The organism is Stenotrophomonas sp. TWI1151, assembly GCF_039673135.1.
Classification (GTDB): Bacteria; Pseudomonadota; Gammaproteobacteria; order Xanthomonadales; family Xanthomonadaceae; genus Stenotrophomonas.
Map to the genome: position 1 here is coordinate 104,682 of NZ_JBDJLA010000002.1, position 13,722 is coordinate 118,403.

General features: G+C 67.1%; 13 protein-coding genes. 11 read left to right on the forward strand and 2 right to left on the reverse strand.

The window, feature by feature from the left end; genetic code table 11:
* The first annotated feature begins 173 nt into the window (after positions 1 to 173).
* The 10 genes from ABE422_RS04615 (at position 174) to ABE422_RS04660 (ending at position 10,849) form a co-directional block, all read left to right on the forward strand.
* Positions 174 to 995 carry a 2-keto-4-pentenoate hydratase gene (locus tag ABE422_RS04615; RefSeq protein ID WP_313210576.1) on the forward strand — a complete coding sequence of 274 codons (822 nt, stop codon included), beginning with the start codon at positions 174 to 176 and terminating at the stop codon, positions 993 to 995.
* A gap of 37 nt (positions 996 to 1,032) precedes the next feature.
* Positions 1,033 to 2,037, forward strand: a complete 1,005-nt coding sequence (locus ABE422_RS04620) for a TRAP transporter substrate-binding protein (protein WP_026069922.1) — start codon at positions 1,033 to 1,035, stop codon at positions 2,035 to 2,037.
* A 12-nt stretch (positions 2,038 to 2,049) separates the two neighbouring features.
* Positions 2,050 to 2,580, forward strand: a complete 531-nt coding sequence (locus ABE422_RS04625) for a TRAP transporter small permease (RefSeq protein WP_313210579.1) — start codon at positions 2,050 to 2,052, stop codon at positions 2,578 to 2,580.
* Between the two features lie 3 nt (positions 2,581 to 2,583).
* Entirely contained in the window at positions 2,584 to 3,867 is a 1,284-nt protein-coding gene (locus ABE422_RS04630; RefSeq protein ID WP_123730975.1) for a TRAP transporter large permease, read from the forward strand.
* A complete protein-coding gene (pelA, locus tag ABE422_RS04635; RefSeq protein ID WP_346482570.1) occupies positions 3,840 to 4,997 on the forward strand; it encodes a pectate lyase in 1,158 nt (385 codons plus the stop codon). The genes ABE422_RS04630 and pelA overlap by 28 nt, the downstream gene beginning before the upstream one ends.
* 38 nt (positions 4,998 to 5,035) lie before the next feature.
* Positions 5,036 to 6,616, forward strand: coding sequence for a family 43 glycosylhydrolase (locus ABE422_RS04640; RefSeq protein WP_346482571.1), 1,581 nt, complete (start codon positions 5,036 to 5,038; stop codon positions 6,614 to 6,616).
* Between the two features lie 43 nt (positions 6,617 to 6,659).
* Positions 6,660 to 7,718, forward strand: a complete 1,059-nt coding sequence (locus tag ABE422_RS04645; protein WP_123731196.1) for a LacI family DNA-binding transcriptional regulator — start codon at positions 6,660 to 6,662, stop codon at positions 7,716 to 7,718.
* A gap of 178 nt (positions 7,719 to 7,896) precedes the next feature.
* On the forward strand, positions 7,897 to 8,745 hold the full coding sequence (gene kduI, locus ABE422_RS04650; protein WP_313210589.1) for a 5-dehydro-4-deoxy-D-glucuronate isomerase: 849 nt from the start codon (positions 7,897 to 7,899) through the stop codon (positions 8,743 to 8,745).
* Positions 8,746 to 8,811: 66 nt separating this feature from the next.
* Positions 8,812 to 9,567: a 2-dehydro-3-deoxy-D-gluconate 5-dehydrogenase KduD gene (kduD, locus tag ABE422_RS04655; protein WP_019184096.1), complete on the forward strand. Its 756-nt coding sequence runs from the start codon at positions 8,812 to 8,814 to the stop codon at positions 9,565 to 9,567.
* A gap of 178 nt (positions 9,568 to 9,745) precedes the next feature.
* A complete protein-coding gene (locus ABE422_RS04660) occupies positions 9,746 to 10,849 on the forward strand; it encodes a GDSL-type esterase/lipase family protein (protein WP_346482572.1) in 1,104 nt (367 codons plus the stop codon).
* 159 nt (positions 10,850 to 11,008) lie between these two features.
* Here ABE422_RS04660 and phhA read toward each other — a convergent pair whose 3' ends face one another.
* Entirely contained in the window at positions 11,009 to 11,905 is an 897-nt protein-coding gene (gene phhA / locus ABE422_RS04665) for a phenylalanine 4-monooxygenase (protein WP_346482642.1), read from the reverse strand.
* 127 nt (positions 11,906 to 12,032) lie between these two features.
* On the opposite strand from phhA, the gene ABE422_RS04670 reads away from it, so the two are divergent.
* Positions 12,033 to 12,515: an Lrp/AsnC family transcriptional regulator gene (locus tag ABE422_RS04670; RefSeq protein ID WP_313210595.1), complete on the forward strand. Its 483-nt coding sequence runs from the start codon at positions 12,033 to 12,035 to the stop codon at positions 12,513 to 12,515.
* Between the two features lie 107 nt (positions 12,516 to 12,622).
* Here ABE422_RS04670 and ABE422_RS04675 read toward each other — a convergent pair whose 3' ends face one another.
* Positions 12,623 to 13,618: a patatin-like phospholipase family protein gene (locus tag ABE422_RS04675; RefSeq protein WP_313219817.1), complete on the reverse strand. Its 996-nt coding sequence runs from the start codon at positions 13,616 to 13,618 to the stop codon at positions 12,623 to 12,625.
* Positions 13,619 to 13,722 lie beyond the last annotated feature (104 nt).

Sequence of the window (13,722 nt, forward strand, 5' to 3'; positions counted from 1 at the left end):
CAACGCGAGGAAGCGGCGCATCCGGGTACGTCCTTCGGGCAAGGGGAACAGGCATCGTGCCTGACCGGCAGCCGTTCTGATGCGCTGCACATTGCCAATGACACCGGTTTACCATATACAGCTCATCCAGCCACTGTCGATTGGCAGTGCAACAATTTTTCCGGGAGACCCGCTTGAGCAACGACCACGGCAAACAGGACCTGCCCGACCAGGGGTTGGGCGAGATCGCCCGGCACTTCGTCAGCGCCCGCCAACACGGCCAATCCCTGCCCGATTTCCCGGGAACCATCCCGGAAGACCTGGTCACGGCCTATCAGGTACAGGACCAGGCCATCGCGCTGTGGGACGACCAGGTGGTCGGCTGGAAGGTCGGCTACATCGCTGCCGAGCGCCGCGATGTCTCCGGCGACGACCGTCTGCTGGGGCCGATTTTCTCGCGTCAGCTCTGGAATGCTACCGGTGGAACAGTCGAGATTCCGGTGTTCGTCGGTGGCTTCGGCGCGGTCGAGGCCGAGTACGTGATCCAGCTGCAGGAAGACGCCCCGGCGGACAAGCTGCACTGGACCCCGGAAGAAGCCGAGGCGCTGGCCGCCAAGCTGTTCATCGGCGTTGAGGTGGCCAGCAGCCCGCTGGCGACGATCAACAAGCTCGGCCCGCGCGTGGTGGTGTCGGACTTCGGCAACAACAACGGCCTGGTGCTCGGCCCGGAAATCCCGGACTGGACCCGCCTGGACGACGCCGACCTGCGTGCGGAAACCCGCATCGAAGGCCAGGTGGTCGGCACCGGTGGCGCGACCCTGCTGCCCGGCGGCCTGCGCACCGCCTATGCGTTCGCCCTGGGCCGCTCGGCGCAGCGTGGCCGCCCGTTGAAGGCCGGCGATCTGATCGCCAGTGGGAACGCGACCGGCATCCACGACATCGCCGTGGGCCAGGAAGCATTGATCCGTTTCGTCGGTTACGGCGACATTACCTGCAAGGCCATCGCCGCCGGTTGACCGCGCGGACATGGCGAGCACGCTTGGGAGGGCGCAGATGTTCACTCGCAGAAGTTTCCTGGCTACCAGTCTGGGCGCGCTTGCCGCGCCCGCGCTGACAGCCTGTTCGCGGTCATCCAACGCCGCACCGGCCGGTGCGCAGCTGTTGACCGCCACCGACGTCCACGTCGCCGACTACCCCACCGTCACCGCGGTGAAATGGATCGGGAAGACGCTGGAAGAAAAAACCGGCGGCCGGCTGCGGCTGCGCCAGTATCACTCCGGCCAGCTGGGCCGTGAGTCCGAGGCGATCGACATGGCCCGCTTCGGCGCCATCGATATCACCCGCGTCTACTCCGGCGCGCTCAACAACGCGTTTCCGCTGACCCAGGGCCTGTGCCTGCCGTATGTGTTCGAGTCGGTGGCGCATATGCGCCGCGCGCTCGACGGCGGCGTCGCCGATACGGTCCTGCAGGGCTTTGAAACGCGCGATCTGGTCGGCCTGGCCATCTACGATTCCGGCGCGCGCTGTTTCTACAACACCAAGCACCCGATCGTGGAGCCCAAGGACCTGCACGGTCTCAAGCTGCGCGTGGCGTCCTCGGACATCTTCATCCAGCTGATGCGCCTGCTCGGTGCCAACCCGACGCCGATGTCGCTGGGCGACACCTTCTCGGGCATGGAAACGCACATGATCGACGGTGCGGAAAACAACATGCGCAGCTTCCATTCCAGCCGTCATTTCGAGGCCGCGCACTACTGGTCGCAGAGCGATCACTCCTATGCACCGGACGTGCTGCTGATGTCGCGCCAGAGCTTCGATGCGCTGAGTCCGGCCGACCGTACCCTGGTGATCGAGACCGCGCGTGAATCGGTGCAGGTGATGCGCGAGCAGTGGGATGCCTCGGAAAACACCGCCCGCCAGGCCGTGGCCGACTTCGGCATCAAGTTCAACGAGGTCGACATGCCGGCCTTCCGCAAGGCCGCCGATCCGCTCCTGCAGCGTTACCTGCAGCAGCCGGAGCTGGCCGCCCTCACCCGTCGCATCCGCGACTTCGCCTGAGGCCCCGACGCGATGTCCGACTCGACTTCCGAAACCGTCATCACCCCCACCGCGCCGCAGCGCCTGCTCAACATCATCGCCGACGTGGCGATCTACATTGCCGTCATCGCCCTGCTGGGCCTGGTGGTGGTGCAGGGCTGGCAGGTGTTCGCCCGCTATGTGATCAATGATTCGCCCAGCTGGACCGAGCCGGTCACGCTGCTGCTGCTGGCCACGGCGATGAGCCTGGGTGCGGCCACCGGTGTGCATACCCGCCGCCACTTCGGTTTCTTCCTGCTGGCCGCGCACATGGGCCCGGGCCTGCGCCGCGCCGTCGATGTGTTCGCCGCGCTGGTGGTGGCCGTGCTCGGCGTGGTCATCGCCTGGTGGGCGGCGGTGCTGCTGATGGACGGCCTGGATATCAAGGCCGCCGGCGCCCACCTGCCGCAGAGCATCAACTACCTGCCCCTGTCGATCGGTGGCGCCTTGATGGCGATCTTCGCCGTGAACCAGATGGCGCTGGCTGTACGGCCGGCCGATGCCGTTGCCGAGGGAGATCGCTGAGTCATGGGTATTACCATTCTTTTCACCGTGTTCGCGGTGCTGTTGCTGCTCGGTGTGCCGGTCGCGTTCGCGCTGGCCGCCGCCGCCCTGGCCACGCTGTGGTACCTGGATCTGCCGACGCTGGTGCTGGTCCAGCAGATCTCCGCCGGTACCGGGTCGGCCTCGCTGATCGCCATTCCCTTGTTCATCTTCGCCGGTGAAATCATGATGCGCGGCGGCATCTCCGAGCGTCTGATCTCGCTGGCCTCGTCGCTGGTCGGTCGCATGCGCGGTGGCCTGGGCCAGGTCTCGATCCTGTCCTCGCTGTTCTTCGGCGGTGTGTCCGGCTCGGCCATCGCCGATGTCTCGGCGGTCGGCGGCACGATGATTCCGCAGATGGTCAAGCGCGGTTACGACCGTGACTTCGCGGTCAACGTCAGCATCACCGCCGCGCTGGTCGCGCTGCTGGTGCCGCCGTCGCACAACCTGATCCTGTTCTCGGCCGCGGCCGGTGGTGGCCTGTCGATCGCCGATCTGTTCGCGGCCGGTATCGTGCCGGCGCTGCTGATGACCGTCGTGCTGATGATCACCGGTTATCTGGTGGCACGCCGCCGCGGTTACGGCGTGGAGATCTTCCCGGGCTGGCGTGCGGTGCTGCTGCGCCTGGTCTCGGCGCTGCCTGGCCTGGGCCTGGTCGCGCTGATCTTCATCGGTATCCGGGCCGGCATCTTCACCGCGGTGGAGAGCGCGGCGATCGCCGTGGTCTACGCGCTGCTGGTGACCACCGTGCTGTACCGCCAGCTCGACTGGCGCGAGTTCCTCGGCACGGTCACCCATGCCGCGCGCAGCACCGGTGTGATCCTGTTCGTGATCGCCACGGCCGCCGTGTTCGGCTGGCTGCTGGCCTATCTCGAAGTGCCCTCGGCCGCGGTCAACTTCCTGCAGTCGTTCGCGCACAGCCAGTTCATGGTGCTGCTGATGATCGTGATCATGCTGTTGCTGCTGGGCACCTTCATGGACCTGGCGCCGATGATCCTGATCTGCACGCCGATCTTCCTGCCGGTGGCCAAGGCCTACGGCATCGATCCGATCCACTTCGGCCTGGTGCTGGTGCTGACCGGTGGCCTGGGCCTGGTGACGCCGCCGGTGGGCTCGGTGCTGTTCATCGGGACCGCGATCGGCAAGATCAGCGTCGGTGAGAGCATGCGCTCGATCTGGCCGTTCTGGTTCGCCGCGCTGGGCGTGCTGTTGATCGTCACCTTCTTCCCGGAAATGTCGCTGTGGCTGCCTGCCCTGCTGCGCGCGTAAGCGTGCGGCGGCTGGCAGCCCTGCTGTGGATCGCCCTGCCCTGCGCCGTCATGGCGCAGGGCCAGGACATCCCGCTGCGCGGCTTCCAGGACGGCATCCACCATTGGCAGAGCGGGCATGGCACGGACTACCCGCGCTACTCCCCTGATCAGTACCGGCAGATCGCCGACAACCTGGTCGTGCTGCAGCGGCGTGGTGGGGGCTGGGCGGTCAACCAGGATCCGCAGCGGATCCTCGATGATGCCGCCAGGGCACAGGTGCTGGCCGACCAGGCCACGCCCGGCGGCAGCTTCGACAACCGCAACATCTACACCCAGGTCAGCTACCTGGCCGACGCCTTCGCGCGCAGCGGCGATGCCCGCTACCGCGACGCGGCGGTGCGCGGGCTGGACTTCATCCTCGCCGAGCAGATCCCCGGCTGTGGTGGCTGGCCGCATTCGGTGCCCTCGCGCACGTCGTACCACGGCCACATCACCTTCGCCGACGATGTCACCAGCGGTGTGTTGACCACGCTGCGGCGCATCCAGCGCGAGCCGGCGTTCGGCTTCATCACTGCCGGTCAGCGTGCCCGCGTGGACGCGGCCGTGACCGCCGGCGATGCCTGCCTGCTGCGCCTGCAGGTGCGCCAGGACGGCGTGCCGACGATCTGGGCCGGGCAGTACGACCGCACCACCTTGCTGCCCGCGCAGGGCCGGAAGTTCGAGCTGCCGGCGCTGGTCACCGACGAGAGTGTCGGCGTGGTCCGCTACCTGATGTCGATCCCCGATCCCGCGCCGGAGGTGGTCGCCTCGGTCCACGCCGCGATGGCGTGGTTCCAGGCGCATGCGTTGACCGGGTGGCGGCTGGAGACCTTCGAAACCACCCCCGCGCAGTTCCAGTTCCATCGCACCACGGTCGACCGCCGCCTGGTCGCCGATCCGGGCGCGCCGCTGCTGTGGGGCCGCTTCCACGACCTGCACGACAGTGGCGTGCTGCTGGCCAACCGCGAGGGCGAACGCGTCGCCACGTTCAACGACATCCCGCGCGAGCGCCGCACCGGCTATCACTGGTACGGCACCTGGCCGCAGGCCCTGATCACCACCGAGTACCCACGCTGGCAACAGCGTCTTGCCGGGCCCGGGGCGCGCTGAGCGCGGCCGGCCCACGATACGTTCAAGGGAGAAAGACGATGCACCTGAGGAAGACCCTGGCGAGCTTCGCCACCGCCTGCCTGCTGCTGGCCGGCGCCGGTCACGCCGCCGAGCCGGCCACCGCCTGGAAGCGCGGGATCGAGAACCAGCGCCAGGCCGATCTGGGCAATGGCACCTTCCTCAACCCGGTGTTCGCCGGTGATCGCCCGGATCCTTCCGTGCTCAAGGATGGGGAGGACTACTACCTCACCTTGTCCTCGTTCGATGCCTACCCCGGCCTGCCGATCTGGCACTCGCGCGATCTGGTCAACTGGCAGCCGCTGGGCCACGCGATCACCAAGAACGTCGGTGCGATCTGGGCGCCGGACATCGTCAAGCACGGCAGCCGCTATTACATCTATTTCCCGGCCCGCACCGGCGAGACCCGCAGCAACTTCGTGGTCTGGGCCGACAGCATCAAGGGCCCGTGGAGCGAGCCCATCGATATCGGCCTGGGCAGCTACATCGATCCCGGCCATGCGGTGGGCGAAGACGGCAAGCGCTATCTGTTCCTCAGCGGTGGCGACTACGTGCAGCTGGCCGATGACGGCCTGAGCGTGGTCGGCACGCCCAAGCACGTCTACGACGGCTGGAAGTACCCGGAAAGCTGGGACGTGGAGGCCTATGCCCAAGAAGGCCCGAAGATCAACTTCCGCGATGGCTGGTACTACATGACCACCGCCGTGGGCGGCACTGCCGGCCCGCCGACCGGGCACATGGTGATCACCGCGCGCTCGCGCTCGATCCACGGCCCGTGGGTGAACGCCCCGAACAACCCGATCATGCGCACCCAGTCGGCGGCCGAGCCGTGGTGGTCGCGCGGCCATGCCACGGTGATTGAAGGCACCGACGGGCGCTGGTGGATGATGTATCACGGCTACGAAAACGGGTACTGGACGCTGGGCCGCCAGGCGCTGCTGGAGCCGATCGAATGGACCGCCGATGGCTGGTTCGTGGCCAAGGGCGGCGACCTCGGCCAGCCGCTCGCCAAGCCGTCGGGTACCTCGGTCGGCCAGCACGGCATGGCGTTGTCCGACGATTTCCGCGGCAGCACGCTCGGTGCGCAGTGGTCGTTCTTCAACCCGGCCCAGGACGAGTACAAGCGCCTGGCCTTCACCGGCAAGGGCATGGTGCTGCAGGGCAAGGGCAGCACCCCGCGCGACAGCTCGCCGCTGACCGCCATCGCCGGCGACAAGGCCTACCAGTTCGAGGTCGAGATGGAGATCGCCCCGGGCGCGGTGGGCGGGGCCCTGCTCTACTACAGCGACCGCCTGTATGTGGGCGTGGGCAGCAACGGCGAGAAGTTCATCATGCACCGCTACGGCGAGGAGCGCCCCACCCGGCTGGCCCCCAGCGCCACCGGCGGCACGCTGTGGCTGCGGGTGACCAACAACCGCCATATCGTCACCATCCACTCCAGCACCGACGGCAAAACCTGGCAGAAGTACCCGGTTCAGATGGAAGTCTCCGGCTACCATCACAATGTGGCGGGCAAGTTCCTGGCCCTGAAGCCGGCGATCTATGCTGCCGGCGACGGCAAGGTCGAGTTCCGGAATTTCCGCTACCGCGCCCTCGATTGAGCTCCCCGCTAGAATCCCTTGACTCATCCCCGGTTTGAACGACATGTCATTGCGCAGCAAAACCGATCCGTCGCCGCACGGATTGACCAAAGGCAAGGCCGCCACGATCAACGACATCGCGCGTCTTTCCGGGGTATCGAAGAAGACCGTCTCGCGCATCATCAACAACTCGCCGCTGGTGCGTAAGGACACGCGCGAGAAGGTTGAGGCACTGATGCGCGAGGTCGGTTACACGCCGGACCCGCTGGCCCGCGGGCTGGCATTCCGCCGCTCGTTCCTGATCGGCATGGTCTACGACAACCCGACCGCCCAGTACATCGTGGACATGCAGTACGGCGCGCTGGATGCGCTGCGCGGCTCCAGTTTCGAACTGGTCGTGCATCCCTGCGATTCGCGTAGCCCCGGCTACATCGACGGCGTGCGCCGCTTCGTCCAGCAGCAGAAGCTGCACGGCGTGATCCTGGTGCCACGTGCCTCCGAAGACCAGGCGCTGGTGGACATGCTCGATGAGATCGGCTGCCGCTTCACCCGGATCGCCTCGCTGCCGCTGGACGAAACCTCGCAGATGGTGGTCACCCACGACCGCGACGGTGCCGCCGAAGCGGCCGATTACCTGCTCTCGCTGGGCCACCGCGATATCGCCCTGGTCACCGGCCCGAGTGCCTACCGCTCGGCGCACGAACGCACCGCCGGCTTCATCGATGCCCTCGCCAAGCGCGGCATCGAGCTGCCCCCGGCGCGCATCGTCGAGGCCGGCTATACCTTCGAATCGGGCGTGGCCGCCGCCGAAAAGCTGCTGCTGGGCAAGCAGCGCCCGACCGCCATCTTCACCGGTAACGATGAAATGGCCGCCGGTATCTACAAGGTCGCGCTGCGCGCGGGCATCAACATCCCACGCCAGCTCTCGATCATCGGCTACGACGACAGCCCGCTGGCCTCGCGCCTGTGGCCGTCGCTGACCTCGGTGCGGCGCCACACCCGCGACACCGGCCGCACAGCGGCCGCGATGCTGATCCAGCCCGACGGCCAGGCGGTGATGCAGCACGCCAGCGTGCGCCCGCACCTGATCGTGCGCGACTCCTGTCAGCCCCCCGAGGATTGACGCCCCGGGCGTCAATCCTCGGCGCCTCCCCCTGTCCTGTCGCCTCCCGTCCCGACCCCGTCTGCGGGCCACCCGACCTATCGTGCGCTGCAAAATGACACCGGTTTACCAACTGGCTACAATCACCTGAAATCGTGCCGGGGCCGACGCATCGCCCCACCCCTGCTCTGGAGACGCCATGTACTGCAAGACCCATTACGCCACCCATCCCGACGCCATCAAGGGCGCCAGCAATGACGACCTGCGCGACCTGTACCTGCTCGACGGTCTGTTCAACGCCGATGCGGTGACCCTGAAGTACACCCACTACGAGCGCTTCGTGCTCGGCGGTGCGGCCCCGGTCAACGGCCCGGTCTCGCTGCCCAAGCAGACCGAACCGGCCTCGGCCGCCGGCCATGCCTTCCTGGAACGCCGCGAGCTGGGCGTGATCAACGTCGGCGCCGGCAGCGGTACCATCACCGTGGACGGCACCGTGTTCACGCTGGGCCCGAAGGATGGCCTGTACGTGGCCATGGGCAGCGAAGACGTGGTGTTCGCCTCCGATGACGCCGCCAACCCGGCGCAGTTCTACCTGGCCTCGACCCCGGCGCACGCGCGCTTCGAGACCAAGGCGCTGTCGATCAAGGACGCCGTGGCCCTGGACCGTGGCGCGCTGGAAACCAGCAACGAGCGCACCATCTACCAGTACATCGTGCCGGCCACCTGCCAGTCCTCGCAGCTGCTGCTGGGCCTGACCGTGCTCAAGCCGGGCAGCGTCTGGAACACCATGCCGCCGCACCTGCATGACCGCCGCAGCGAAGTGTATTTCTACTTCGATCTGGGTCAGAACGACCGCGTGTACCACTTCATGGGCGAGCCGGACGCGCAGCGTCACATCGTCATCCAGAACAACGAAGCCGTCGTGTCGCCGCCGTGGTCCATCCACATGGGCGCCGGCACCAGCAATTACGCCTTCATCTGGGCGATGGGCGGCGAGAACCTGGATTACACCGACATGCACGTGCTGGACATCTGCCAGCTCAAGTGACCCCGACGCGCCGCCGGCATCGCGCCGGCGGCGTCTGTTACGCATTGGACAAGGACTACATACGCAATGGCTAATCCGTTCAGTCTGGAAGGCAAGGTCGCCCTCGTCACCGGTGGCAACACCGGCCTGGGCCAGGGCATCGCGGTCGCATTGGCGCAGGCCGGTGCCGACGTCGCCGTGGCCGGCATCGCGCCGCCCACCGAGACCATCGCCAAGATCACCGCGCTGGGCCGCCGCTGCCTGGCGATCGAAGCAAACCTGATCAGCATCGAGCCGGTCGAGCGCGTCATCCGCGAAACCATCGAAGGCCTGGGCGGCCTGGATATCCTGGTCAACAACGCCGGCCTGATCCGCCGCGCCGATGCCGTGGAGTTCAGCGAGCAGGACTGGGACGACGTGATGAACGTCAACATCAAGTCCGCGTTCTTCATCTCGCAGGCCGCCGGCAAGCATTTCATCGCCCAGGGCCGCGGCAAGATCATCAACATCGCCTCGATGCTGTCCTTCCAGGGCGGTATCCGCGTGCCGTCGTACACGGCCAGCAAGAGCGGCATCGCCGGCATCACCCGTCTGCTCGCCAACGAATGGGCCAGCAAGGGCATCAACGTCAACGCGATCGCCCCGGGCTACATGGCGACCGACAACACCGCCGCGCTGCGCGCCGACGAGGACCGCAACAAATCCATCCTCGATCGCATCCCGGCCGCGCGCTGGGGCACCCCGGAAGACCTCGGCGGCACCGCCGTGTTCCTGGCCTCCAGCGCCTCGGACTACGTCAACGGCGCGGTCCTGCCGGTTGATGGCGGCTGGCTCGCCCGGTAACACCATTGCTATGAGCTGGCGCTCCCACGATCTGCGCTGCAGATCGTGGGCCCCGAGCAATCGTTGCATCCAGACCCCCACCGCTTCGCGGTCGCCCCCTGACTCAGGGGGCTTTCCACCAGATGCACGCCGGTAGTGCCGGCCGCTGGCCGGCAGCTCTCCACCCAGGAGCATGACCATGCTGCGTTTGCTGTTGTCCCTGTCGTTCCTCCTCGCGGCCCCCAGCGCGCTGTGTGCCCCACACCGCATCTTCATTGCCGGGGATTCCACCGCCGCCGCGTACGGCCCGGAGCGCGCGCCACAGGCCGGCTGGGGCCAGGCCCTGCAGAGCTATCTCGATCCCGCTGTGTGGGAGGTCCGCAACCACGCCAAGGGCGGCCGCAGCACGCGCAGCTTCATCGATGAGAAGCGCCTGGATGCGATCGCCGCCGAGCTCCAGCGCGGGGACGTGCTGCTGATCCAGTTCGGCCACAACGATGCCAAGTTCGAAGATCCCACCCGCTATACCGATCCCGCTACGGCGTACCCGCAGTTCCTGATGCGCTACGTGCAGCTGGCCCGCGACAAGGGCGCCACGCCGGTGCTGATCACCCCGGTGGCGCGGCTGCTGTACGACTTCGGTTCGCTGCTGGACACGCACGGTGTGTACACCCAGGCGGTGAAAGCGCTGGCGACCCGCGAGCAGGTCGCGCTGATCGATCTCAACGACAGTTCCACGCGCTGGATCCGCGGGCTGGGCGAACAGGGCGCCAAGCCGTATTTCATGTTCGTGCCCGAGCAGAACAAGGCCGATGGCACGCACTTCAGCGTGGCCGGTGCGACGGCGGTGGCGTGCCTGGTGATGCGCGACTGGGTGGCGTTGCAGCCTGACCTCACGTCGGCGCTGAAGCGCGATATCGACTGCGAGGTGCGCAGTGCGGGGCAGGGCGGTGAGGCCGCCAAACCCTCGCGCGTGGTCCACGAGCGTGACATCGCGGTGACCCAGCCCGGCCCGCATGGTGGAGCGGGGCCGACCACGGCGTATCCGTTTTTCGCCGAAGACACCGACCTGCCGTTCGTGCTTCGCAAGCGCGTGCTGCACAAGGGGGCCGGCATCGGCCTGCACCCCCAGCACAAAGACGAGATCTACTACATCGTCAGCGGGCAGGGCAGCTACGTGCTGGATGGGAAGCAGTACGACGTGGCGGCGGGGGATGCGCTGCTGACGCGAACGGGCAGTTCGCATGCGCTGCAGCAGGTGGGGGAGATGGATCTGGTGGTGCTGCTGGCGTATCCCCGGTAGAGCCGACCGTTGGTCGGCTGCTCCAGCTCCACGGCATCCGCCGCATCGTGGCTCGAACGGCAGCCGACCAACGGTCGGCTCTACCGATCGCACAACGGTCGGCTCTACCGATCACACAACGGTCGGCTCTACCGATCACACAACGGTCGGCTCTACCGATCACACGTCGCCGCCGTCTTCCCAGCCTTCGCCGGTGCCCTTCTGGAACACCGTGTCGCCGGCCTGCACCTCACCGGCGGGCAGATGGTCCTTGGCTTCCAGCGCGGCATAGATCGGGGTGAAGTCCGGCGCGGTCGCGGCCATCAACTGCTCGAAGCTGTCGATGACGAAGTAGGTTTTCTGGAAGGTGTCGATGCGGTAGCGGGTGCGCATGATCCGCTCCAGATCGAAGCCGATCCGGTTCGGCGCCGCCGACTCCAGCGAGTACAGCGATTCGCCCTTGGACGACACGATGCCGGCGCCGTAGATGCGCAGGCCCTCATCGGTGTTGATCAGCCCGAATTCCACCGTGTACCAGTACAGGCGGGTGAGGTGCTGCAGCGCCTCCGGGCCGATGGCATGCGCCTTGACGCCGCCGCGGCCGTAAGCGGCCATGTAATCGGCGAACACCGGATTCATCAGCAGCGGCACGTGCCCGAACAGGTCATGGAACATGTCCGGCTCGGCGATGTAGTCGATCTGGTCCGGGCGGCGGATCCACCAGGTGACCGGGAAACGGCGGTTGGCCAGGTGGTCGAAGAAATCCAGTTCCGGCAGCAGCCCCTCCACACCCACCAGGGTCCAGCCGGTGGCGGCGCCGAGCACCTCATTGAGCTGGTCGAAGCGCGGGATCATGTGCGCGCTCATGCCCATCTCGTCCTGCGCATGCAGGAACTCCTTGCTGGCGCGGCCTTCCAGCAGCGCACGCTGGCGCTGGTACAGCGTGCTCCAGGTGGCGTGGTCGTCGGCGGTGTAGCTGTCCCAGGGCTGTTCCACGATGGCGGTGGTATAGACCGGCACGTATCCCTTGTCGGTCTGCTGGTGTTCGACGCGGCGGGGGGCGGTGGCGGTTTCCATCGTGGTGGTCTCCTGGGAAGTCATCTGTCGATGCTAGGGCAGGGCACGCGCAAGAGGTTTGCAAAGTTGCGCGGATATGGGCTTCTGGCGCAAGATCATTGCGTCCACCTCATGTTGCGGGGCAGCAATGGCCGGAGATACCCAGTTCGACCGCACGGATCTGCGCTTGCTGGCCGAAATCCAGCAACACGGCCGCGCGACCAACGCCGAGTTGGCCGCACGGGTAAATCTGTCTCCGTCGGCCTGCCTGCGGCGCGTCCAGCGGCTGGAAAGCGAGGGCGTGATCGCCGGCTATGGCGCCCGCCTGGAGCCGCGCCAGATTGGCCTGGGCCTGCAGGCCTTCGTCCGGGTGCAGCTGGAGAAGCACGACCAGCACGCCATCGGCGTGTTCGCCGACAGCGTGCTGAACTGGGATGAGGTGGTGGCCTGCCATGCGCTCACCGGCGACATGGATTACCTGCTGCACATCTACGTGCGCGACCTGGAGCACTTTTCCAGCTTCCTGCTCGACAAGCTGCTCAATGCCGCCGGCGTGGCCGACGTCAATTCCAGCTTCGTGCTGCGCACGGTGAAGGATTTCCGCGCGCTGCCGTTGTCGCAGTTGGAATGACGCGGATCGCCCTCGCGACCGCACGGTAGAGCCGACCGTTGGTCGGCTTCGTGGAGACCAGAGCCAGGAGCAGCCGACCAACGGTCGGCTCTACCGGTGGCGGGGCTTCAGCCCTCGCACTTTTCCTTGCGCCCCATCAGCTTGCCCACGCGCGAGGGCTCATCGCACTTGGGCGGCGGGGGCGGGGCCAGCGCGGCCGCACGCGCCTTCTGCAGTTGCTGGACCTTGGCGCGGATCTGCGGCATCGCCGCCATCGCGGCCTTCTCGCCTTCCAGGATCGCGTTGTTGCGCTGGCCGAAATCGGCGGCGCCGATGTCCAGCACCTTCGGCCGGATGATCACGTCCGCGCGCGCCAGTTCCTGCTCGCCCAGACGCTGGCCCATGATCGAGATCGATTGGTTGACGATGCCGAGCATGCCGGTCGGCGCCTTGCCGCTGGCCTTGCTGGAGATGTCCACGGCGATCACGATGTCCGCGCCGAGCTGGCGCGCCGCATCCACCGGCACCGGGCTGACCACGCCGCCGTCGATGTAGTTGTACTTGCCGATCTTCACCGGCTCGAACACACCGGGGATGCTGCTGGAGGCGCGCACGGCCTGGCCGACGTTGCCACGCACGAACACGGTGCGCTCGCCGGTTTCCAACTGGGTGGCGACCGCGGCGAAGGGCTTGCTCAGCTTTTCGGCGGGACGGTTGTCGACCTGTGCGTTGACGTAGTCCTGCAGCTTCTGGCCTTGGACCAGGCCGCCGGAGAACAGGCGCACGTCGCGGATGCTGGCTTCATCCAGGGCCACCGCCTTGGACTGCATCTGGAACGCGTCCATGCCGCTGGCATACAGCGCGCCGACCACGCTGCCGGCGCTGGTGCCGGACACCACCACCGGTTCGAAGCCGTTGGCCTCCAGCATCTTGATTACGCCGATATGCGCAAAGCCCTTGGCCGCGCCGCCGCCCAGCGCGATGCCGATCTTGACCGGCTTGGCCGGGGTCACCGGCACAGCCGCCGGCGGCGGGGTCGGGCGCACGGGGTCACCGCCGCAACCGGCCAGCAGGCCGAGCAGGGCAACGGACAGCGTCAGGCGGGTACGGCGCAGTGAAGTCATCGGCGTGGCAACTGAATGGGCATCAAGGGGCGCCAGCATACCGAAGCGATGGCGCGCCCGGCAGAACAGTCGGGCAGGGCATTCAGGCCATGACCGGGGAGGTC